Source organism: Pontibacillus chungwhensis BH030062 (genome assembly GCF_000770675.1).
Classification (GTDB): Bacteria; Bacillota; Bacilli; order Bacillales; family BH030062; genus Pontibacillus; species Pontibacillus chungwhensis.
This window is the reverse complement of sequence record NZ_AVBG01000014.1, coordinates 1-21612: the sequence shown is the minus strand read 5'-3', so window position 1 is coordinate 21612 and position 21612 is coordinate 1. Positions and strand designations below refer to the sequence as shown.

At 39.3% G+C, this 21612-nt stretch carries 25 protein-coding genes; 9 read left to right on the top strand and 16 right to left on the bottom strand.

What is annotated here, in order from left to right:
• Positions 1 to 21 precede the first annotated feature (21 nt).
• Positions 22 to 198, top strand: a complete 177-nt coding sequence (locus tag N780_RS19945; protein ID WP_156969205.1) for a hypothetical protein — start codon at positions 22 to 24, stop codon at positions 196 to 198.
• Positions 199 to 370: 172 nt separating this feature from the next.
• Positions 371 to 1111: an STAS domain-containing protein gene (locus N780_RS15625; RefSeq protein ID WP_036786312.1), complete on the top strand. Its 741-nt coding sequence runs from the start codon at positions 371 to 373 to the stop codon at positions 1109 to 1111.
• A gap of 94 nt (positions 1112 to 1205) precedes the next feature.
• On the opposite strand, the gene N780_RS15620 is transcribed toward N780_RS15625, so the two are convergent.
• The 4 genes from N780_RS15620 to N780_RS15605 form a co-directional block, all read right to left on the bottom strand.
• Positions 1206 to 1805, bottom strand: coding sequence for a hypothetical protein (locus N780_RS15620; protein WP_036786311.1), 600 nt, complete (start codon positions 1803 to 1805; stop codon positions 1206 to 1208).
• A gap of 200 nt (positions 1806 to 2005) precedes the next feature.
• The gene (locus tag N780_RS15615; protein ID WP_036786309.1) at positions 2006 to 2812 is read right to left on the bottom strand and encodes a YwqG family protein; all 807 of its coding nucleotides are present in this window, start codon (positions 2810 to 2812) and stop codon (positions 2006 to 2008) included.
• Positions 2813 to 2883: 71 nt separating this feature from the next.
• Positions 2884 to 4194: a hypothetical protein gene (locus N780_RS15610; RefSeq protein ID WP_036786307.1), complete on the bottom strand. Its 1311-nt coding sequence runs from the start codon at positions 4192 to 4194 to the stop codon at positions 2884 to 2886.
• A gap of 3 nt (positions 4195 to 4197) precedes the next feature.
• Positions 4198 to 4425: a YdbC family protein gene (locus N780_RS15605; RefSeq protein WP_036786305.1), complete on the bottom strand. Its 228-nt coding sequence runs from the start codon at positions 4423 to 4425 to the stop codon at positions 4198 to 4200.
• 245 nt (positions 4426 to 4670) lie between these two features.
• On the opposite strand from N780_RS15605, the gene N780_RS15600 reads away from it, so the two are divergent.
• Positions 4671 to 5804 carry a CAP domain-containing protein gene (locus tag N780_RS15600; RefSeq protein ID WP_036786303.1) on the top strand — a complete coding sequence of 378 codons (1134 nt, stop codon included), beginning with the start codon at positions 4671 to 4673 and terminating at the stop codon, positions 5802 to 5804.
• A gap of 128 nt (positions 5805 to 5932) precedes the next feature.
• Here N780_RS15600 and N780_RS15595 read toward each other — a convergent pair whose 3' ends face one another.
• The 3 genes from N780_RS15595 to N780_RS15585 all read right to left on the bottom strand — a co-directional run bounded on the left by N780_RS15595 (position 5933) and on the right by N780_RS15585 (position 9440).
• Positions 5933 to 7408, bottom strand: coding sequence for a xylulokinase (locus tag N780_RS15595; RefSeq protein WP_036786298.1), 1476 nt, complete (start codon positions 7406 to 7408; stop codon positions 5933 to 5935).
• A gap of 727 nt (positions 7409 to 8135) precedes the next feature.
• A complete protein-coding gene (locus tag N780_RS15590) occupies positions 8136 to 9110 on the bottom strand; it encodes a ring-cleaving dioxygenase (protein ID WP_036786297.1) in 975 nt (324 codons plus the stop codon).
• A 132-nt stretch (positions 9111 to 9242) separates the two neighbouring features.
• The gene (locus N780_RS15585; RefSeq protein ID WP_036786295.1) at positions 9243 to 9440 is read right to left on the bottom strand and encodes a hypothetical protein; all 198 of its coding nucleotides are present in this window, start codon (positions 9438 to 9440) and stop codon (positions 9243 to 9245) included.
• Positions 9441 to 9642: 202 nt separating this feature from the next.
• Here N780_RS15585 and N780_RS15580 point away from each other — a divergent pair, with 202 nt between their 5' ends.
• Positions 9643 to 9936: a hypothetical protein gene (locus N780_RS15580; RefSeq protein ID WP_036786293.1), complete on the top strand. Its 294-nt coding sequence runs from the start codon at positions 9643 to 9645 to the stop codon at positions 9934 to 9936.
• A gap of 61 nt (positions 9937 to 9997) precedes the next feature.
• Here the strand turns inward: N780_RS15580 and N780_RS15575 are convergent, their stop codons facing one another.
• Entirely contained in the window at positions 9998 to 10357 is a 360-nt protein-coding gene (locus N780_RS15575; RefSeq protein ID WP_052115118.1) for a hypothetical protein, read from the bottom strand.
• Positions 10358 to 10949: 592 nt separating this feature from the next.
• Positions 10950 to 11999, bottom strand: a complete 1050-nt coding sequence (locus N780_RS15565; protein ID WP_036786290.1) for a hypothetical protein — start codon at positions 11997 to 11999, stop codon at positions 10950 to 10952.
• Positions 12000 to 12243: 244 nt separating this feature from the next.
• Between N780_RS15565 and N780_RS15560 the strand changes: the two genes are divergently transcribed.
• Together N780_RS15560 and N780_RS15555 are read left to right on the top strand one after the other, a co-directional pair.
• Positions 12244 to 12999 (top strand): SDR family NAD(P)-dependent oxidoreductase, encoded by a 756-nt coding sequence (locus N780_RS15560; protein WP_036786288.1) that lies wholly within the window; start codon positions 12244 to 12246, stop codon positions 12997 to 12999.
• 161 nt (positions 13000 to 13160) lie between these two features.
• Positions 13161 to 13709 carry a hypothetical protein gene (locus N780_RS15555; protein WP_036786286.1) on the top strand — a complete coding sequence of 183 codons (549 nt, stop codon included), beginning with the start codon at positions 13161 to 13163 and terminating at the stop codon, positions 13707 to 13709.
• A gap of 150 nt (positions 13710 to 13859) precedes the next feature.
• Here the strand turns inward: N780_RS15555 and N780_RS15550 are convergent, their stop codons facing one another.
• Together N780_RS15550 and N780_RS15545 are read right to left on the bottom strand one after the other, a co-directional pair.
• On the bottom strand, positions 13860 to 14240 hold the full coding sequence (locus N780_RS15550; RefSeq protein WP_198135871.1) for a hypothetical protein: 381 nt from the start codon (positions 14238 to 14240) through the stop codon (positions 13860 to 13862).
• A 50-nt stretch (positions 14241 to 14290) separates the two neighbouring features.
• Positions 14291 to 14680, bottom strand: coding sequence for a thiol-disulfide oxidoreductase DCC family protein (locus N780_RS15545; RefSeq protein ID WP_036786281.1), 390 nt, complete (start codon positions 14678 to 14680; stop codon positions 14291 to 14293).
• A gap of 198 nt (positions 14681 to 14878) precedes the next feature.
• On the opposite strand from N780_RS15545, the gene N780_RS15540 reads away from it, so the two are divergent.
• Together N780_RS15540 and N780_RS19335 are read left to right on the top strand one after the other, a co-directional pair.
• On the top strand, positions 14879 to 15241 hold the full coding sequence (locus tag N780_RS15540; RefSeq protein WP_036786279.1) for a DUF4181 domain-containing protein: 363 nt from the start codon (positions 14879 to 14881) through the stop codon (positions 15239 to 15241).
• Positions 15242 to 16134: 893 nt separating this feature from the next.
• On the top strand, positions 16135 to 16761 hold the full coding sequence (locus tag N780_RS19335) for a hypothetical protein (protein WP_052115117.1): 627 nt from the start codon (positions 16135 to 16137) through the stop codon (positions 16759 to 16761).
• 495 nt (positions 16762 to 17256) lie between these two features.
• On the opposite strand, the gene N780_RS15530 is transcribed toward N780_RS19335, so the two are convergent.
• From N780_RS15530 to N780_RS15510, 5 genes are all read right to left on the bottom strand, one after another.
• Entirely contained in the window at positions 17257 to 17589 is a 333-nt protein-coding gene (locus tag N780_RS15530) for a hypothetical protein (protein ID WP_036786277.1), read from the bottom strand.
• Between the two features lie 38 nt (positions 17590 to 17627).
• Complete coding sequence (locus tag N780_RS15525; RefSeq protein ID WP_036786275.1) at positions 17628 to 17963, bottom strand: DUF952 domain-containing protein; 336 nt, start codon at positions 17961 to 17963, stop codon at positions 17628 to 17630.
• Positions 17964 to 18269: 306 nt separating this feature from the next.
• On the bottom strand, positions 18270 to 18575 hold the full coding sequence (locus N780_RS15520) for a YciI family protein (RefSeq protein ID WP_036786273.1): 306 nt from the start codon (positions 18573 to 18575) through the stop codon (positions 18270 to 18272).
• Positions 18576 to 18727: 152 nt separating this feature from the next.
• Complete coding sequence (locus tag N780_RS15515) at positions 18728 to 19876, bottom strand: AI-2E family transporter (protein ID WP_036786271.1); 1149 nt, start codon at positions 19874 to 19876, stop codon at positions 18728 to 18730.
• A 284-nt stretch (positions 19877 to 20160) separates the two neighbouring features.
• Positions 20161 to 20430, bottom strand: coding sequence for a hypothetical protein (locus N780_RS15510; protein ID WP_036786269.1), 270 nt, complete (start codon positions 20428 to 20430; stop codon positions 20161 to 20163).
• Positions 20431 to 20836: 406 nt separating this feature from the next.
• On the opposite strand from N780_RS15510, the gene N780_RS15505 reads away from it, so the two are divergent.
• Positions 20837 to 21448 carry a hypothetical protein gene (locus N780_RS15505; protein WP_036786266.1) on the top strand — a complete coding sequence of 204 codons (612 nt, stop codon included), beginning with the start codon at positions 20837 to 20839 and terminating at the stop codon, positions 21446 to 21448.
• Positions 21449 to 21612 lie beyond the last annotated feature (164 nt).

The following is a 21612-nucleotide window of genomic DNA, read 5'->3' as shown; positions in this document are numbered from 1 at the left end:
ACGTTAGAGAGGAGATTTTATATGAGTAAAGCACTTTTCATTAGGGCTTTTATTGTATTCTTCCTGTTTTCACTCCCACCAATCGGTTTTTCTGTTTATCAAGGAAATCTGTTGGATGCACTGATTATCGGTATGATTTTACTAGGAATCTTGTTTGTTCTAGCTTTTGGCTTTATTCGAACCCCTTCAAACGAGTAACTGTTCATAAAAAGTTCTTTAAAGTATGAACGTTTCTTAAATTTTAGGCATCCAAATTTTCATTACTAGAATAATAAAGGTAGTATAAAGGTAGATGGATTCTTATTGTCGTATATTAATAGTCAAGGAATCATTGAATGGAATCGCAATCTACTTTTAAGGGGAGTTTCTTATGAACCAAATGTCGAATCAAATGATGAACCACCTCTCGTTTGGAATATTGGCGATCGACACGGAATTTCGCATTACGGCATTGAACGAAGTTGGGGCATGTTTGCTTGAAGTGAATCAGGATGAAGCGATTGGACAGAATGTGTATGATCTTTTCAAAGACGCACCTGAAGACATTCGACATCTAGAAAGAACAGCAACAACAGGAGAAGAGGTTGAGCTCGACGCCATGCCTTATCAATGGGGGAAGTACCGCCTTTACCTTTCACTAAAGACAAAAGCTCTTACCGAAGGAAATGAACGAATCGGTGCACTAGCAGAGTTCCAAGACGTTACCGCATATCATGAAAAACAGCAAGATTTGGTTAAGAATATGGAAGACATGTCGGTTACCATTATTCCCGTGACAAACCAGATTGCCCTCTTCCCTCTACAGCCGGTTATCGACAACTTGGAATTTCACTACATCCTTGATAAAGGCGTAGAAAATATTTCTAAAATGAACATTCACGACCTGATCTTAGATTTCTCAGCTATACGATCGGTTGACCTGGAGTTCTTAAATAAGATTGAAAAGCTAATGGAAACCGTGAAGCTCATTGGCATTAACGTGACGCTAACAGGCATTCGACCAGCTGTAGCTAAAGAATGGAGCACAAGCTACGATAAGCCAAAAGAAATGGCTATCTACTCAACGCTTCAGAACGCAGTAGAAGCTATTTATACGAAATCCTACAGATAGCTATTTAAATAAAGCCTGTTACAGCTTATTGCTGTAACAGGCTTCTGCTTAGGGGATTATGTACATACATGCTTGCTAGAACGACAGCACTCTATTAAGACTTAGCCTCTATTCTTTTCTCTGTAATGGTTACATCAGCTTTTTCGAGGTAGTCATAAATCGTGTACTGATAATCACTCCAATTCTTGTTGTTTGTAATTGTATAGACCTCTCCATTTTTGGTTACGAAATCAACCTCTTTTAAAGAAAGAGTTCCGTTCTTCTTCTCGTTTTTCTTCACAACTTCCTCTACGTGATTCCAGTGGATATTGTGCTCATCAAGAGTCCATGCACCATTTACATGCAACCCGTTCGGATCGAAGTAAAAATAGGACCTGACAGATAACAACATAGATAAGCTAAACACAACTACACCAATAGTCATTAGGACGCCTAACGCTTTCTTCCCCCATTTGTCATTCCACTTCCCAGCGATTAAATCGATCACAAGAAAAATGGGGATTGATAGAATTGCAAAACCACCCCAAATGTATGCTGCTAATGGCGCTTCAAAGTAAATGTGATCGCGAGAGAAGTAGAATATATCCTGCAGGATCGTTACTAGAATAAGCGGAAGAAGCCCCGCACATATAACGCCTACAACAATGATCGCTACTTTCACAATCGTTGGATCAAGATCACTCGTCTTCCTCAACTAAACCTCCCCCTTCCATACACACCACCAAATTATACCAGAAACATTTTAACATATGTACCATAAATTGGTACAGGGGGACAGGTACGTTGTCCCTTTAAGCATTCTCAAATAAGTTCGATACACGAAGGGACGAGGAACCTGTCCCTCTGCCCCAACAAAATGAAAAGCCTTAACGTTAAGTTAAGGCTTTTGTCATTCTAGTGACAATCCCAGTTATACACGACATTTGTAAAGTTTCGTCCTTCCAAGTCTTCTTTCTTAATAAAGAAGTTCGCAACGCCTGCGTCTCCCCACATAATACCTTTATCATCTTCTGTATCGATCTGCAGGAGGAGGATTTCGTGATCCTTGTAGCGCTTTTCCTCTTCGCGAGGGTCATTCTGTGTAAAGTATGGATAGCCCCCTATTTTATGGCCTTCACCAGAGAAGTGTTCAAAGTATACTTCCCACAAATCTTCCCCATGAAAATCCTCGTCTTGTAGCTCATCGATCGTACCGTCTAATTGATCTTCCACTCGGTAATCTTCACAAGAAATGGGCTCTTGTTCTATCTCAAACGAAAGTGAGAGCTCATATTCTACAGGAAAATCAAATTCTTCGCTTATCTCATAGTTCCCTACATTCTCTAATAGGTTCTCATCATCTTGTGAAACCTCTTCATGGTAAAGAACCTTAAAATACGATTGATTCGTCATTTCGTCAAAATCGATCCCCATTACGTCATCATGAGGGGAAATAAAGAATTGCAGAATCCCTGATTCAGGAAAGCTTTCAAAAGGGGGAAGTTCACTAAAGTTTATTTGCGCCAAGAGACGCATATTTGCTCCTTCTAGGTCTTTTGGATAGTCCAATTCCTTAGGAAAATACGGATTTCCTCCAAACTTACTTTCTCGTAGGTTTGTCTTACGTAGCTCAGTTGTAATGCTTATGTAAGGCTTCATAGTTTTAGCCAATTGTTCTCTGTACGGTTCTAAGACATGAGGTAAGTCGAATCGATCTTTCACTTGTAATCTCCTCTTTTTCTTCTATTATAGCAAACTCTCGGTCTTCCTCTTTAGTTAAAAAGCCTAACTCTTTATGGATTAGGCCATGTAAAATCTTTTTGATAATAACATTCTTTTAGCTTCGCCAGATCATGTTCCCATTCTGCGATGGCACGCTGATACGTAACTGCCCCATTCTTCTGATCCTTTCGTAATTTAATATTATACGAAATAGTCATGACCACTCTTCTTAACCCGAGTTCTGGGACAGCCTTCTGGAGGATTTCCCACCTTGAGGACGGTGTTAAGCCACTAATTTGGTAGCCCAGTTCTTTAAGAGCGCTCTTTTCATTCAAGGAATGCTCCTTTGAGGTCGAGTCTTCTGTAAGTTCTGTATGTGGCCAAGCAAAACTATTCTCAGAAACATTATTTAACTTTTCTTTCAGCAATGTTGTTTCCTTTACGTTTAACAAAGACCTAAGACGATTAATATATCCTTCAATGTCTTCCTCTGAAAGCTTGACAGGTCTCTCTAGAAGCCTGAATAATTTAATTTCATTCTCTTCTTCTTTAGGGAAGTACCATTCAAGCGATACGGTATTTATAAACGCTTCTTCCATACCAAATAGGTAACTATACCAAAACAAAAAGGCGACGTCCTTCTTCTTTATAACATCCTCAATATATTCCCACTCTACATCGATCAAATGATGAAGAGACGCTTTCAGAAGATCCTTTAAATCATAAGTCATAAGCGCACGTAGGTAAATGACCATAATTGAGGGTTCATTCATATAATAGATATTCTCTGTGAGGCTATCTGCATGATCGAAAATAAAATAAGAAATTTTGTCTCGATAAGGAGCTTCATGAAGATGAATAATAAGATTAAAGAACTCCCAAACCAACGCATCATTTACCACTTCCAACATCTCGTCATCTACAAGAGTCTGCTCCATCAAAAATTGAATGCTTTCTTCAATTTCATGGTCATTATGGAATAAGCTATAAGGACGACGAGCAAGTTTGCGGAAAATTGTCGTGACCATTTCAATGTCACCTTTAATCCAAAATTTCTTACAAACCTCTATTATAAATCGCCCATCCTCTTCTGATGATGCTTCAATCCACTGATCTATAACATTATGTGTGATAAACGGTTTGAATCTTTCAAATGACTGATCAGAGGCTAAGTCTGTCTTTTGTTGCTTAGTCGTTCTTTCTATTACACGAATTCGTTCGTTCTCTTCTTGTAACTTTAAAATTTCCTCTGACATTTGACGGAGCTGACGTTCATACTGATCAACTTCTTGTTTATGCTCCTCTACTAAGTTTGTTAGTTCCTGGTCAACCATATGTAGAATGCGTTCTTTGCTTGCCAGGTTGTTATCTTCCCTACTCATTTCCTAATCTTCCAAATCCAGCGCATTTAACATATGCTTTAACTGCACAAGTTCTTCTTTTGTAAGGGTCAAACATTTCCCCATCTTTTCATGATCCGGAGCCCAATCCCGCAGATCATACTTTGGCTCACGCCCGTTCCAGCTTACCTCATTCAGTTCTTTCTTCCATCCCTTTGGATTTTCAGAGATCGCCCCGATTTCAGAAATAATTTCGTATTTGATATTTGCCATTATGATGCTCCTTTTCTTATGTAATCTATTAAAAGTATAGCAGGGTCAGAGGGACAGGTACATTGTCCTCCTCACGTCTCGAATTATTTAGCTACCAAAATTAGTTCGAAACACGAAGGGACAAGGAACATGTCCCTCTGCTCCATTATTTGGAGAGTGTTTAGGAACGCCTTCTTTGATGCATATTGGATAGAGACAGTGCTACAATGATAAGAACAACTCAAGATTCAGGCAGGAGTGAGACAATGCCAAAATTAAGAAGAGTGTTTTTACTACTCCTTATTGCAGGGGGTATGTGGTATATATATGGTGATACGTTTAACGAGTCTGGCGTGCAGGGTGTGTACGAAGAAATGAAAACGGATGTGGTCGAGATCAGCCAGGACCCTGAGGTTCGTCGGACAGTAAACGCCATTTCTTTAGAAGTGCAGTCCTTATTTGATCGGTTAACCGGAGAAGAACCAACCCCAGGATCAAACCCTGAAGTTCCAGATGTGGAGAAACCATCGTTAGATGCACCATCTGATCAATCTTTCTCTGTTCACAATATTGAACTTGGAGATACGAGACAAACGGTGGAAGAGCAAGCCGGAGCTCCCAAGCGTGCTTCATTAAATGAATACGGCGTGAACTGGGTAGCCTATCATGAGAACTATCAAAATTTCTTCATGGTCGCTTACAATGATCAGAATCAAGTTGTGGGCTTATACACGAATCAGGACCTGGTCTCATCTAAAGAGTCCATCCAAATTGGTAGTTCCAAGCAGTCCGTCCAGTCTGCCATGCCTGATTCTCAATCTAGCATCCGCAAAGGATTGACTCGCTATCAAGTCCAGAACAAAGACGAGTATGACTTATTTAATATAGACCAGAGCTATGTGACTGTATTTTATGATAAACACGAACAGAATACGGTTACCGCTGTGCAAATTATTAGCGAAGAGCTGGAGCAGCAAAAGGAAGGCTTCTTCGGTGAGCCAAGTGCCGCGCTAAAAGAAGGCTTTGAGTATCAATTGTTTGATTTAACAAACGCTGCCCGCGTCGAGCACGGCTTAGGCGTCCTCTCTTGGGACGAAGCCGTTAAGACGACTGCTCGCGATCATAGTAAAGATATGGCTGTAAACAACTACTTCAGCCACACAAATCCTGAAGGTCAGTCTCCGTTTGACCGTATGACCGAAGACGGGATTGCTTATCGTACGGCTGGTGAAAACTTAGCGGCAGGCCAATCTAGTAGTATCTTTGCACACGAAGGGTTGATGAACTCGATCGGCCACAGGGAAAATATCTTGCACAAGGATTTTGAGCGCTTGGCTGTAGGTGTCGCTTTTAATGAAGAAGCTCAGCCTTATTATACAGAGAACTTTCTAACAAAATAATAAACAAGGGCTGCCGATCACCGGCAGCCCTCTTTTTGTGGGAAAGGGGGACAGGTACACTGTCCCTTTTAACCAAATTGATTCGGAACACGAAGGGACGAGGGACCTGTCCCTATGGCCCTCTCTCTTCAACCATCAATCTTTCGCACTTGCTCATAAATCTTCTTAAACTGTCCATATTGTTTATCGTATACTCCTTGAACACTCTCATTAGGGTGATATACATTAACATAATGATTTAAGTAATCCTCAACAAACGCTTCATAATCCTCACACCATCTAAGGCCGACAAATGCTGTTGACGCTGCTCCGAACGAGGGCAAGTATTCACCTAACCTCGGAACATGGACCCGAACCTGAAGAACATCCGCAATCAACTGGCACCAGGCTTTGCTTTTACTCCCTCCGCCAATTAATGTAATCCACTCCACTTTTGAAGTGGTAACATCTTCAAACAGTTGTCTAATAGAAAACGAGAGTCCTTCCATAACAGCACGAGCCATATCACGCCTCTCAACACTCCCTGTTATGCCAATGTAAGCCCCTTTTGCATCAGGATCTTGCACAGGCGATCGTTCCCCGTGTAAATACGGCAGAAACAACACGCCTTTACTCCCTGGATCTGCTCCATCCACCATTTCATCAAAAGCCTTATACCCCTCGTCTGAAACATCATCCGTATACGTTTCTACAGCCCAGTGATGTACATTGCCGGCATTAAGTACCGGAGCAATGCTAATTAGACGATCCTCTGCTAAATGCGACAATGTAAACGGAGCTTCTGAAGCCGAATCAGCGCTTGTTGTAGCCACCCAACCGGTCGTACCAAGGTATGCGTACATACTTCCCTCTCTTACATTTCCTGCACCGATTGTTGTCGCACCTGCATCTCCGACTCCACAGAAAACCGCAACATCTCCATCTAGTCCGAGGGAGGATGCTAAGTCCTCCATCACCTTTCCCGCTCGCTGTTCTGGAGCTACTAGTGAAGGCATCTTGGATAGATCGATGCCATTGAATCGCACCCATTTTTCTTCCCAGTCTCGCGTGTGGATGTTCATCATGGCCGTTGTCGCAGAAGTAGTTGGATCAGCTACAGCTCTTCCTGTTAATTTATAAATGATGTAATCTTTTGAACTAAAAAGGAATTTCGAAGTCAGATTATAAAGATCCATTTCTTTTTCCATCATCCAGGCGATCTTAGCCACAGGCGTCGTTCCTGTAATGGAATTGACTACGCTATCGCTCCAAGGAGCACAATGTTCACGTATAGCTTCAGCCTGCTCAACGGCCCTTCCATCTGAATACAGAATCGCTCTTCGAACAGGGGAACCTTCCGCTGTAACCGGAATGACGTCTTCCATTTGCCCGCTAAATGTAATTGCTTCTATCCCTTTAGTAAGGCTAGCATCTCGGTCCTTCCACTGTTGAAAGATCCTCGTCACACCATTCCACCAGTCATCTGGACTTTGCTCGACTTCTCCATTTTTCCCTTCATATGTATGAATAGGCTCATAGGCCATATGAGCCATTTCGCCGTCTCTACTCACAAGGCATCCTTTTATTCCTGTCGTTCCTATGTCAAAAGAAGCCACATACTCCATACCGCTCCCACCTTCTACTAATATCTTTTTGCTCTGTTCATGTTTAGTGATGATTTCATTCCATATACGCCTTATATGGAAGATGTGAATACGAGATTGTTCAATATTACGTTAGATAGAGACGTTTCCGTCAGCTTGAGTAGAGCGAAAGGTTGGCCTGGAAATCACTCGCTTTCCGCGGGCGAGCTGCCGAGCTTCCTCGTTCGCTACGCTCTCTGTGGGATCTCGCCTACCTCTTTCTCCCGCAGGAGTCTCGCAATTTCCAGGCCCACCTTTACCAAATGAGAATAGACGGAAACAAGACATATTGGGTGATAGGAGGCTTAAGAGCCATTACAATAAGCGGGTCCGTTCACCACATTAACGTCAGGGTAGGATTGGGGACTGCGAGACTCCCGCGGGGTAAGGAGCCTATCCAGTTCCGGAGTGGAGGACCTAGCGAGATAAGCCATCTTTTTTACAAAGGCTAATCGCCTTTTCCAAAAAGCTGGCTTATCCGTACGGTCCTAGGCACCACTCCTGCACTTTAAATCTAGGGGAGACCCCGGAAAGCGCGTAGCGATTGAGGAGGCTTCCCAGCTCCCCGCAGGAAAGCGAGTTGTCCCCAAGCCTGCCCTTGCACTTATAAACGTGGCGGGCCCCAATCACATAAAAGTGTAGCATAGGTTAGAAGAGACAATCACAAAAAAGGATCAAGGCATGTTCGCCTTGACCCTAACAAGTTACTCTATTCACTTAACGTCAACGGACGTAATTTCTGTTCAATCTGCTTCCGCTGATCTTCTAAAAATGGTGGAAGGGATAAATTCTGACCTAAGGAATCTACTGATTCATCGACATCAAAGCCCGGGGTGTCTGTTGATAGTTCAAACAGAATTCCGTTTGGTTCTCTAAAGTACAGCGCCCTGAAATAGAAACGGTCCACTTTGCCCGAGTTCATAAGTCCCGCTTCTTGTATCCTTTTAGCCCACTTGTCATACTCTTCCTCATTCGGAATACGGAAGGCAACGTGGTGCACACCGCCACGACCTATACGTTCTTTTGGTAAATCAGGTCGTTCTTGAATATGAACCTCAGCTCCTACACCACCTTCACCTGTTGAGTACACGTGAACATCTGGCAGTCCGTCTCCATCAACTGAAGGATACGTGCCGACGTGTTCAAAGCCCAACACATCCGTTAAGACACGAGCGGTCGGTTTCTGATCACGGACACGAAGCAGTACAGCACCAAGTCCTACAATCCCATGTTCAACCGGCACATCTGAATCGCTCCACGCTTCACCAGCAGCTACACCATCTTCCCCGTCATCCGCTACTAAAATAAGCTTCGTTCCTTCAAAATCTTCAAAGGCTAACGTATTGCGGTTAGCGCGTTTCTTGATCTCCTCATGTGTCACGCCAAACTCTTCAAAGCGCTTCTTCCAATACTGTAAGGATTCTTCATCCCTTACTCGTAAAGAGGTACTTGAAATACTAGATACGCCTGGGTGCGTAGGTGCGAGCATGGGAATATCGAAGAAAGTAAGCTCTGTACCAGGATTTCCTTTCGCATCTCCATAGAACAAATGATACGAACTAGTATCGTCCTGATTCACACTTTTCTTCACAAGTCGCATTCCTAACACTTTTGTATAAAATTCAAAATTCTTCTCAGCTTTACCCGTCAAAATTGAAACGTGATGAATACCTAATAAATTCATATTCTAACCACCTTTTTGGTTTGTTTAATTAATTATCTCGAATTCAAGATAATTATATAACACAATCAGGAAGAGGTCAAATCAAACGGCACAAAGGGACGGGTTCCTCGTCCCTTCATTTGCAAACTCTACCTACCAATCTCTTAGGAATGCACTAACAACCGTCAAACAAAGGCCAAAAGCAAATACAAACAAAAAGCTTACAAGGATCACAAGTCCATCACCTAAAGTAGGTTCACCACCGCCTGAGAATAGTGGCAGCCCTATAAAAAATGCGAGCAACCCAACTACCATGGCAGCAATGCCTCCATATCTAAATTTCTTCTTCACCCCACCCACCTCCATTACGTCAGTTTGTAAGACTTTTACCATTTGGGTGGGGATTGAAACCTTTAGACTCTATGCAGGTCGAGTAAGACTGAGAGAATGACAACCACCCGTGGATGTTGGACTGAAGGGATAAGGGATTTTGTTTTTGATCCAACCGTACATTTGGTAAAATATTGATAAGATTCGTTTAGGAGGGGAAAAGATGTATCAGGTAGGTCCTGATTTCGATAACGGAATATTGCTTTTCACCGGATTGTTTCTCATAAGTGCGATTATAGCTGCGTTATTTCTCGTCTTGTTTAAGACGTACGCAGTAAAGAGTAAAGAGCGATTGATGGTTATGGTGGCTATTTTTCTATACTTCTCAATCAGTTCAACTATAAGTGCATTTAAACTTTCTATGACTCTTGGATTTATGTATATTGCACTTTATATAGGAGTGGCTGTTGTGATGTATAACACCAGCAGGAAGCACATGAATGTGAAGACAAATTAACAAACGAGCAAAGCCCCCTATAGTAGGGGGCTTTTGTGGTATGCGATATGTTATTATCGTATTACATGTATGTATCAGTTAATCTCCTTGTGAACACCTTAGCGCTGACTCTATTAAGAAAACCTACTGCTTCCTCAGTTGATTGAAATTTGAAAGCATATCCGTATTGGATCAGGCTCTTACCGGTATTTTGCCTTTTGGGGAATTGGAGAAACGAGGTATTATGGGTTAACCCCTCAGACTGATCGATCAATTCCTGATCCGCTTCAACCGTTTTTGGATTAAGAGCGAGTGTCATTTCCTTATATGGAAGCACGTAAGCCACTTCCCCCGTCCTTGCATCCTCAATTTCAATCGATTTCGTCGTCTCCTTTACGATCTTATATCCATTCTCTCTCAATTGATTCTTTATATTCTCCATTATGACCTCCTGAGATGTAGCAATTTTCAATAAAATATACGCATTTATCTTACCACGTTTATCTGGAGTTGTCCTAAAGGAGACCTGAAAATGAACAAAGAACCTAAAGAAAATTCTATTAATATATAATTTCTTCCATCTTTTATCTAGTTCCAAGATTTCTTACTAACTCTATATCTAGGCAACACCACCCCAGTAATAATGAGTAATAGTAGGTTTCATAATGCCTTTTTAGGGTAACCTTTCTTCAGGGGGAATTTAATGGAACTTCTAAATCTTTTAAAAAAAGAAAACTTTACTAGAATAAGTTTTCATGACGAATATAATGTCGTGCAATTCTCTAACCTACTGGAGTTGACTTCTAATGATCAGCTTATATCTTTCATGGAAATCACTCCAGTAAGATTGGAATATTATCCTTTTGAGATCAAGCCACATATCATTTGTTACGATGAACTACGTTCTAAGAAGTTCTTTCTTTTTCGTTAGCTACTCAAAGCCCGGGGCTAACTTTATTTTTACCGGGACTCTTTAGCTACATTTTATGCTTTAGAGTCCCGGTTCTCCCTGTCATTCTATTCCTCATCGAGGTTCAATTTCCTTCCTTCAGATATACGATATACCCATCAAAAGGAAAGAACTTCCTCTTAAAATCCCCTTTATCTGTATTCACCTGAAATACATAATATTCCCGATTGTAACTTCGGTTGGAATACCAATCATACTGTTCCTCTTCACCCTTTTCTAAATACGTTACGACTACATTTTCATAACCGTAGTTCTGGTTAAGATACAAGTTATTTAGATAGTCTTGGGCTGCTTCTGCACTTACCCCAAGTCCGTCCCCGCTAAATCTTTCTTCCTTATAATCATCTAACAGCCATTTACCGTCCTCATTTTTAAATGTATAGGTGACAAGCTTACCTTCAGACAACTCATCTGATAACTCTGCTGTTTGAAAGATCCGTTCATCTTTTGTAGCTTTGATCACTTTAAAATGAAGATCAGGTGCTATGCTAAAAGGAAACATGGACGAATCACATGGATAGCACATCTCAGCCTCGAAATACGGCTTTAATGTATCTTGAATAAAGCGCACCGTGGCCACTTTCTCAAGCTCACCTTCTATGTCAGAGAAATCCCCTGGTGATAAGGTTTCCTGGTCCCAACCGCTTACCAGTATATTCCGAATGGTTGAGTTGGTAGATTCAACCAAATCAATATAAGTCTGTTTATTTGTCGAGGAGGGTTCTTCTATGGTGAATGTCATTGTAATGTCGTCTTTCATTTTTACCTTCTGAGTTGAGGCGATATCCTTAATGCGCAGCACATAGGATTTACCAGCTGTATACCCTTTTGCAGGCGGCAACACTTCTACCTTTTCCTCACCGGCTTGCTTGACTGTCACATTCACCTTTGTCCCACTTTGATCCTCGACGGTAATCCCACTGCTATTCTGATCATAAACAACGGAAGTATTGAATGTGATTGTCCACTTCTTATCAGCCGGAACGACTTTCTCACTTCCTGTCCATTCCTTCTCTTCAGCAGCTATGCCACCTGCAGCCCCTAATAGAAGAAATATGAATAAACTTATAAACATGAAACCTTTTAAGCTTTTGATACGCGCATATCGTTCCATTTATTCCCCTCCCTAAAATTAAACAAGCATGACAAGTGTATGTCTGTGTTGCTCATGGTATGTATTCCAAACACTCAAGATTAGAAAGATTGATTAAGTAAGCATCCGTTTCTATAAGAGTCACTAAGGGTATGTTGTGTATTGAGAATTTAAGTACAGTTTTATAGTTCATTTAGATTTATGTCAGCGTATTGGCTGTTTGAATTCAAATGGACATAGTCAGACCAGAAAGGATGATGATTAAGTGAATCTTAACGGTAAAGTCGCATTAGTAACAGGAAGTTCAAAAGGATTAGGAAAGTGCATCGCTGAAAAGCTTGCTGCAAATGGTGCGAAAGTTGTGATTAACTACAATAGTAATGCTACTAATGCAGAGCGTGTCGTACATGATATAAAGACAAACGGCGGAGAAGCTATTATGCTGCAGGCAGATATAACAGATGAGCAAGAAGTTGAGGAGCTTATTCAAAATGTAGAGAAAGAATATGGCCAACCGGTCGATATTTTAGTCAATAACGCAACAGGCCCTCAACCTGAAAAATCGTTAGAAGATGTAACCTGGCAAGACTATCTCGACCAGCTCCATTTTTCCGTTAAATCACCTCTGATTTTAACGAAGCAAGTGATGAACGGACTGAAAGAGAATCAATGGGGACGCATTATCAACATTGGCAGTGAAGTTGTTGGTTTAGGAAACAGCCACTTCTCCAATTATGTTACAGCGAAATCATCTGTGATCGGCATGACACGCTCATGGGCTAATGAACTTGGTGAATACGGGATTACGGTAAATGCCGTACACCCTGGATTCACCCCAGTTGAACGCCACGGTGACGTTACCGAAGAGAGTGCAAGTGGTTATATTAACCAAGTACCCTTGAAACGGTTAGGTAAACCAGAGGATATCGCCGGAATGGTCAATTTCTTATGCAGCGAAGATGCTTCATTTGTGACTGGGCAGAATATGAATGTGAATGGCGGGAATACGTTTGGGAGTTAATTTTAGTTAACGCCATCAACAATATATATAAGCCATAAAAACTAGCCAGTCTTTTGGACTGGCTAGTTTTTTATATCATAAGACCCTTACATTCCCCATTACCCAAACTACCTATTTATGGTAAAATCCCACCATGTTATTTTCTACAAGAGGTGGTTTATTTGAAAAAGCCCTATAAAATTTTACTTATGTTAGTTGTACTCTTCTGCCTTATTGCGGCTAGCATCAAAATTAATGAGGCCGTTACGTTTCACGAACATTATGTTCAAATAAGTAATGGCATCATACACTATGAAACGGAACAAATTGTTCAGGCTCTCAGAGACAGCTTAGATTCCGGAGAAGTGCGTACAGAATCCATAAGAGATATCGTCCAAAGCGCGAATAAACTAAACAGTAAAATGTCAGAGCTTGGCCCTTACATTGATTTGAGGACAACCGATACCTTTAAGGAATATGAATATAAGTTCTCTCATATAAAACACGATTTCCTTAGAGTGCAGAATTCTGAACGATTAACTGATGGTAGCTATTCTCTAAATAATGACCAAGAGTCTAAAGAAGATTTTAAACATGTTTTGAATGATTTCGAAAAGCTACTTGCCATTTCAGACAAATACGGAGATTACGATACAATTGAAGCGTATTATAACGAGGTTGGAGAGATGAGCACCACCACAATACGTCATTTAAAATGGAATTTTAAATGAGCGAACAGGGCCAGGGGGACAGGTTCATTGTCCCTCAAACTCTTAAATGTAAACACCCCACATAACCTCCTATACAAATAAAAAAGAACCCCCATTAAGGTGCTGTCCTTAGCAACTCACTTAACAGGCGTCCTCCAGAGCTTGTTGAACTTATCTAAGTGTTAACTTTATTTCTTCACTAGTGTTTTCCCATTTGATGTGTCCAACTTTTTCTTCTTCTTGCACCAATACCTCGCAATGCTCACAAATTCCAGGCCCAATGACAACTTGATCGCCATTGTAAGGCGCGGAACCACTGAATCTTCCCACATCATAGTAAAACGTTTGGGAGGGTTCTGAAGAGCCTATAAATTCAATGGTCACCTTAGATTCTCTCCCTCTTTCGGTAAGAGCACTTATATATTGTATCTTCCAATGCTCAGATTTTCCTTCGTATATGATTTCCTCTTCAGTTGAACGACACCCGCCCACTACTAGAGTAACCACTATAAAGAGAATACACATCCACTTCTTGAAGCCAGACACCTCCATGATTTCCATTTTCCTCTATACAAAAAAAGAAAGAGGTTCTCCCTCTTTCTTTATAAAAACCGCTTCCGTATATCCTTCGATGGCAGCATGCAACTATCTTTCTTACCAAACCACTTATACCGGTTCTTAGCGAAGATCTCATAAGCAAAATCCCGCACAAATTTAGGAACGATCGCAAACAAGTGAAATGCCTTCCACGCTCCTTTTAAATGCTTACATACACGTAAAGCCGCTGAAGATTTCGTATAAGCACGCCCACCTTCAATCAGGACAAAACTATCCGTGTCAGCCGGGATCTCGTATTTCTTCAACAGATCCTGCCCTACCTCACTCTGCAATGACGCAAAAGAGAAATAACCTTTTGGATCTCGTTTAATAATGAACTGCACGCTCTGGTCACAGAAGTTGCATTCTCCGTCGAATAATACAATACCGTTCATAGGATCACCTCCGGCTGTTTTCTTCATGATAACATATATAGGAAATCATTCGGAATAGGCCATTGTTTGATATAAAAATTTTAACGTAACGAGTTTAACTTACTGACAAGTACAGAAACCCTCACTTGGAAATATCTGTTTACGATTTATTTATCTTAAGGTACACTTTTTACAGAAATTTATTAAGGGGGGAGAAGAATGAATGTTATTGTGCTTTTATTAGTGTTTTCCATCTTGCTTTTCATGGTAGAAAAAATAACAACTAAGATTCTTAAGGTCGAAAAGATTATGATATCGGAGACATCTGGTAAGAAGATTGACCGCTTTGGCCGAGGTGTTATTCTTTTAATTTTTGTAAGTACACTGTGGTTTGTAGTTAAGAATGATTCAATCTTGATAACAAAACTTTATTTCATGACTTATTTAACCTTTTTACTAGGATTCCAGGCGGTTATGGAATTTTTCTTTATAAAAGGGTCAAAACAATATATCAGTACAGTAGTGGTACTAGTTGTTAGCCTCATTCTATTCTATAACTTTAATGAGTTTTTGCATGGATAGTGAAATATTGAGCTAGAGCTACAATTATTTCGTTACATAAAGCAGCATTAATCAATACCTTTGAGAACCATAGGGAGGGGTTCACTGAAACAGTTTACTTTTCCAAGGTACCCGTCCCCTTAGGTAGATCTTCCCGCATTATCTTCATCATTTTCACATGTTCCGGGAGCAAGTAAAACATAAAATTGAAGCTGCCGATTTAACCGGCAGCCTCAGGTTAGTTACCTATTAACTCCTGCTATACCTACAATGGTGGATAAAACCAATAGCGTAAGTATTGTAATAACTGTTATCCAAAGAATCTTTTTTCCTCTTTCTTGAATCACCTTATCCCCCCTAATTCTATGGGTTATATACGTAACCTTTTACCTTTCCACCTGCGCCTCCAACAATCTTGTGAGCCAAGCTACCAATTTGAGTAGAAACATTATCATAATTTAAATCATAATTGAATGCAGGTAATCCGGACTACATCTCCACCTTCAAGTTCAGCAGTCTCACCAGATTCTATCGAAACATGAAGTACTTCCCATTGCATTTTACCATTATTTGGTTAATATATAAACTTTTCTTGTTCTTTTCTAATAAGTATCGTGGGCCATTTCTCGCTCTTGATTGGAAAGATACTCTACAAATCCTTTGGGAGTATCGTTTTTTTCTTCTACTTCACTTGCTCCTCCAGTCGCGCAGAAGGGCAGGTACGGTTCTATGATTCCTAAATTTCGTTCGTAAAGTATTTAAATAAATATTATCATTGAAGTAAACCTTCTTCGATCTGCAAAGTAGAAGATGAGTTATATTTTGTACTACTTTTAGAAAGTCTGTCTTAGATCAGTTATAAGAAAAAGAAGCACAGGAACCGCCCCCGTGCTTCTATACTGGGAGGGAAAAGAATGAAACAACTTATACGGTTATTCTTGTTTTCTTTAATAATGTTGAGTTTAGCTGGATGTAGCTTCAGTAATAGTTTTAATGGGATTAATGAGGATAACCCTACCAAGACTAAAGATGATAACGAAATAACTGAAATTAAAATTTATAAAGGTGAAAAGTTAGATATATTAGTGGTAGGGGATAACCCCAATATAAGAGAAAAGAAAAACATATCGTTTACAAACATTAACTTAGAAAATTTAACGAAAAGAAACCTGGATCGTTATGATGCAGTTTTCATAATGCCTAAATATCTTTCTGAAACATCAGAAAAACGTTATAACAAAATTTATAAACAAAGCAAAATCCCATTTTTCTTTGTAGGTTCTAAAGCTTCAACTATCCCATTTGTTGATAATAGTGAGGTTACATATGAGACCTACGCTGATAGAGTAGATGAATCTCAGACTTATATTTCTGGTCTCCTTTATAAAGAAAACGATAAAGGCTACTTCGCTTATAAATACCGTTATCTACACAATGGGAAGAATTTCGTAAAAGATAATGTGAGCAGTATATATTCTAATGTATTTAGAACTATTGAAAGCATTAAGGACAAACGCGGGGACGGTTCTAGTGCTTCCTAGATAAAAGAAGATGAGTTATATTTTGTTCTACTTTTAGTAAGTCTGTCATTGAGTAATGATAAGGCAAACAAGCTCAGGACCGTCCCTATAGCTATTGGATTATCGAGCTAAAGCAACAGTTTTCAATTAGATAGACTAGTAGCACTAAGCAATACCTTACATAAAAGGAGAAGATCGTTATTAAAAGGTTATTCAATTTTTGGTTAACTTGGAGTATTGGAGTGCTTGTAGCAGAAGTAGTTATAGTCCTGTGGAGAAATGAAGTAATAGATTGGGGGCGGATAATTGCTCTGAGTCTCGGTGGATTGTGTGGAACAGCCATTGTAATAGGGATTGAAAAAGCTTTTAGTCAAGATCAAGATTAGTCTTTTGATTACCCACACACTATCTTTCAGCCAAATCAATAAAATAAAAATCAAACATACATCCATTTAACAACTCACAAAGACTTAAAAAAGCCTTATGTGAGTTGTTCTCAACAGAATTGATCAACACCTATTTAGGTAAGAATCTATTTATAGCTTTAAAGAGAACGACTAGTAACCATAATAAAGCAAAGTAAATAATAGTGTTAAGGAAAAAAGCACCCATTAAGACTTCACCTGCATTTTCATATTCAAATAAGAAAGTATAAGGAAATGGTGGTGTTAAGTCAGAAGCATGCATTTTAATATACGGGAAAGGATAACCATATACTAATTCTCCATTAACTGCTTGTTGTAAGTACTGCTTATACTCTTGTGAATTATTGACTTCCGTACTGTCCAAAAATGCACTCATCAAGGTGATCAGTATTGCTATTGAAAGAATAACAAAATTTTTCTTCATAAAAGTCCTCCCTATCTATACTGAACTCCTCTCTCGGATTATATTTCTGTCGGTCGTATAAACTCCCCTAGTTCATTCGGTTCAAATGAAACAACTTTCGTTACCGCATTTAAATTAAGGGGGCCATAGATGTGTGGAAAAAAAGTGCCTGCTGCAATTAAATCTTCATATACAAGATCCGCTTGGACTTTATGAGGATCAATAACGAGCAAGACGAGCCCACTTTGCCCTTTGAAAAATGTATTGGCTACATACACCGTTTGGTCTGGTGTAGCACAATGGATGAAACCTTCACTCTCTAAACTATCTGGTCGATAAAGGCCCTCATCTTGGACGATGGTCCATTCTGATTTGCTCATCATATGTATAATCATTAGTTTCTCTCCCTTAGGAAGCACAAGGACGGTTTTGGTACTTCCTTACCTTCATTTCTAAAGCATTTTATCTCACTATCTTCCATACTAGTAAACCTTTTATATCATTCAGGAATACATATTCCCATTTCTATGCTGTTCTGTAAAGTAGAACGTTGATTAGTTACAGGACAATAGAAATTGTCACTAAATATCAGGAACAAGCGGAAACCCTCTCAAGCAAAATGCGGGATGCGATATTCAGAAGATGATGATAGATCGTAAAAAAACGCTCAGAAAAATTTCTAAGCGTTTTATCTTCTTCGATTACTTTTCACTTCGAAGAGCTGTCTTGTAAGAGAAAACTTCTGCTGTCATGATTCCATGTTTAACAGCAGGGTCTTCCTTCATAAATTCTTCTGCCTTTTCGTCATTCTCTTCTTTAAAAACTACAATCCCAAAGCCTTTGTCATCTTCTCTGTCTGTCTTACCAGCAGTGATGACTTTCCCCTCGTCACAGTACTCTTTCAGTCTAACAAAATGGTCACGAACGAGACCTTCATCCTTTTCCGTCCAATTTTTCTCTTCATGTAATCGAGGTATAAGCTTCAATATGTAGATGTATTCTCTCATTTAACCACCCCTTTCATTCCAAATGGTAAAAAAATACTTACTACTATATTAAACAGTATCCATTCAAATCGTACCACCCCGCCGGCTGGTACGATTATTTATAAGAAAAGGAAGCGCAAGAACCGTCCCTGTGCTTCTAATTAAAACCATAATTACTCTTCCATTTCATAATATCCACGATCTTCCCCGTAATACTGGTTATATCGTTGCTTAAACTTATAGAAAAGATAAGAACCAATTACTTTTACGATTGCGTAGCCTGGAATACCAAGAATCACACCGACCACACCAAATAAATTACCCGCAATCATTAAAACAAGGATGATCGTTAATGGATGAATTTTCATAGTTCTACCCATGATATTCGGAGAAACGAAATTCCCTTCTAAAAATTGGACTGCGATCCATACAATGACTAGCTTTATAAACATAAATGGGGAGCTAACAATTGCAATGATAGCAGCTGGAATAATGGCAATGGTTGGTCCTAAATAAGGTACAACACTTGTTACAGCGGCGATAATTGCTAATGTGAATGCATAATCAAGACCTATGATAAGGTAACCAATGAATAATAGAATTCCAATAACAGTAGCGACAATAATCTGCCCTCGGATATATGAACCAACTTGAATATCAATATTAGTTAAGATCTGTTTCGTATCATCTCTAAATTTCGGTGGAAATAATTTAATGATAAAACGTCGAAATCTTTTACCATCCTTTAATAAGAAAAATAAGATAAATGGAAAGGTTACAATGGACACAATCGTATTTGTAATCGTACTAGCGACATTCTGTACCCCTTGAAAACCATTTGAAATATAAGTTCCAATTAATTGTGGCAATTCACTTAACCTTTCCATTACCCAGTTATACCCATCATCATAATAGGGACCTAAGAATGAACTTTGTACCCATTGAGTCAACGTTTCCCCTAGCTGTTTTAGATAATCAGGGAAGGTTTGAACTAAATCTTTAATCTGCGCTTCGATAGATGGAGCAGTTAACAAGATCATTCCAGTTAAAGCACCACTAAAACCTAGAATAAGAATGATGACTCCCCAAATTCTTTTAATCCGTAATCTCTCGAGCAAATCTACAATTGGATTAAATAAATAGTAGGCTATGAATGCCAGGATTACTGGAGGTATTATCGTAGATAAAATGACCTCTAGTGGATAAAAGATAAATGAGATTTTAGTGTATATATAAATGGTTATTCCAACAAGAAGAAAGAAAGCTACTATGTAAAAAAAGGTCTTACCTCCAATTAATTTCAGAAATCTATTTTCCTCCATTCTTAAATACAGCTCCTTTGAAAGTAATGTGGAAGCGCGGGGACGGTTCTGTTGCTTCCAATTTTCGTATCTAAACATTTTATCTTACTATCTCATATTATACTGAATCTTTAAAACAATCAGGTAGAACAAAATATATATCCCTATTTCTATGCTCTTCTTGAAAAGTAGAACTATAGATCAAAGGAGCACAGGAACCGCCCTCGTACTCCTATGCTCGGCCGTGCTAGTTCTTTAAAGAAGGAGCTGTCTATTAGACAGCTCCTTTTTATAATAAGTTAAAGCTAAGATAACATATAAGGTAGCAATCCCATACCACCAACTGATATTACGCTTAAAAAGGTGCACATAATAGGTATTGATTTTCTATAACCTTGTTCTTCCCTGATAGGTTTCCCACTCAGAGCTATTCCAAGTAAACTTATTGCGCATAGAGATACAACACTATATATACTTCCACCGTTATTAACAAATACAATAACGATAGCGAGAACACAGATATTAGCGGTAACCAATAGACCACTGAGTCTTCCTCTAGTTGTTTCTGGTAACATAAGTCCCCCCCACTTCTTTCTCAAAAGTTTGTAAATTAATTTTATGAGGTTCTCTTACTTAAAAAAGTTCAATTAATAAGATGTATATTCCTCCCCGTGTTCATTTATTTAGACTAGGGAGGCACGGGGACGGTTCGGGACCAATGCTTCCTAATTTGTGTCGAAAATATGTAACGTCCTCACATTCTAAGTCTACTGCTTTTATTCAATAGCTAGGGTAATAGTCTGATACTGGTCATCTATTATTCTTAAACATAGATGTATTTTAATCATTTATGAAACAAGGCCGTTAACAACCTGTTTCATGTAGCAATAATGCAAGGTTCTCGTACCAACTATTTCAACTATCCAAGAAATAGTCTATAATGTAAAAGCTACATAAATTGATATAAAAAGGAAGTTGAGAATGAGAAAAATTTTGTTATTTAGTTTGGGGCTAGCTACAGCCTTAGTATTAAGCGCTTGCAACAGTGAAGCTAATGGTGCTACTAAAGATGAAAAAGAGGCTGTAAAAAAAGAAGAGAATACTGTGGATAAAAATATTATCACATATGAAATTGATGGAACGAAGAAATCAGTGGAAATTCAAGAGGTTACACCAAAAAATGGAGCTGCAAAGAACATAAAGGTTCCTGCAAATTTTACTATCAGAGACAATGATGATAACTTCTTACTTGAAGGTGAAGAAGCGTTTCAAGAAATTAGGTTGTTTGCTTCCACTAGTCAAGCGAAGGCAGATCTTGATTTCGAGATCATGATAGCTGAAAGACAAGCTAATATAAGAATGTCAGCTAAAGTTGAACCTAAAGTAACGGAAATGGACTTTAGCAAATATCCAGAACTTGAAGGAAAGTATGATTTTGGACAAATAATTGATGATGGAACTCAAGTACGATATAAGGTTTTTAAGATTGTCAATGAAACAAATCACAAGTTCTCGTTTAACATTGGTAACGAAGTAGAAGCTAACTACGAAGACTTAGCTATAGAAGTATTAAAGAACATAGAGATTAACTAAACCGCCTTATAGGGCGGTTTTTATCTAATGAGAGGTGCTCTTCAAACACGCTTGAATATGAAGAGAGGGAATCTTTGCTCATAAATAACCCCCAGAACCATTCAGGCTCTAGGGATTTCACGTATGATTCCGACTGGGCTCGAACCAGCGACCTCCACCCTGTC

Coding starts and splice junctions, on each gene's coding strand:
- N780_RS19945 (WP_156969205.1), top strand. CDS start 22: ATGAGTAAAGCACTTTTCATTAGGGCTTTTATTGTATTCTTCCTGTTT.
- N780_RS15625 (WP_036786312.1), top strand. CDS start 371: ATGAACCAAATGTCGAATCAAATGATGAACCACCTCTCGTTTGGAATA.
- N780_RS15610 (WP_036786307.1), bottom strand. CDS start 4,194: ATGAGTAGGGAAGATAACAACCTGGCAAGCAAAGAACGCATTCTACAT.
- N780_RS15605 (WP_036786305.1), bottom strand. CDS start 4,425: ATGGCAAATATCAAATACGAAATTATTTCTGAAATCGGGGCGATCTCT.
- N780_RS15600 (WP_036786303.1), top strand. CDS start 4,671: ATGCCAAAATTAAGAAGAGTGTTTTTACTACTCCTTATTGCAGGGGGT.
- N780_RS15595 (WP_036786298.1), bottom strand. CDS start 7,408: ATGGAGTATGTGGCTTCTTTTGACATAGGAACGACAGGAATAAAAGGA.
- N780_RS15590 (WP_036786297.1), bottom strand. CDS start 9,110: ATGAATTTATTAGGTATTCATCACGTTTCAATTTTGACGGGTAAAGCT.
- N780_RS15580 (WP_036786293.1), top strand. CDS start 9,643: ATGTATCAGGTAGGTCCTGATTTCGATAACGGAATATTGCTTTTCACC.
- N780_RS15575 (WP_052115118.1), bottom strand. CDS start 10,357: ATGGAGAATATAAAGAATCAATTGAGAGAGAATGGATATAAGATCGTA.
- N780_RS15565 (WP_036786290.1), bottom strand. CDS start 11,999: ATGGAACGATATGCGCGTATCAAAAGCTTAAAAGGTTTCATGTTTATA.
- N780_RS15550 (WP_198135871.1), bottom strand. CDS start 14,240: ATGGAGGTGTCTGGCTTCAAGAAGTGGATGTGTATTCTCTTTATAGTG.
- N780_RS15545 (WP_036786281.1), bottom strand. CDS start 14,680: ATGAACGGTATTGTATTATTCGACGGAGAATGCAACTTCTGTGACCAG.
- N780_RS15540 (WP_036786279.1), top strand. CDS start 14,879: ATGAATGTTATTGTGCTTTTATTAGTGTTTTCCATCTTGCTTTTCATG.
- N780_RS19335 (WP_052115117.1), top strand. CDS start 16,135: ATGAAACAACTTATACGGTTATTCTTGTTTTCTTTAATAATGTTGAGT.
- N780_RS15530 (WP_036786277.1), bottom strand. CDS start 17,589: ATGAAGAAAAATTTTGTTATTCTTTCAATAGCAATACTGATCACCTTG.
- N780_RS15525 (WP_036786275.1), bottom strand. CDS start 17,963: ATGATTATACATATGATGAGCAAATCAGAATGGACCATCGTCCAAGAT.
- N780_RS15520 (WP_036786273.1), bottom strand. CDS start 18,575: ATGAGAGAATACATCTACATATTGAAGCTTATACCTCGATTACATGAA.
- N780_RS15515 (WP_036786271.1), bottom strand. CDS start 19,876: ATGGAGGAAAATAGATTTCTGAAATTAATTGGAGGTAAGACCTTTTTT.
- N780_RS15510 (WP_036786269.1), bottom strand. CDS start 20,430: ATGTTACCAGAAACAACTAGAGGAAGACTCAGTGGTCTATTGGTTACC.
- N780_RS15505 (WP_036786266.1), top strand. CDS start 20,837: ATGAGAAAAATTTTGTTATTTAGTTTGGGGCTAGCTACAGCCTTAGTA.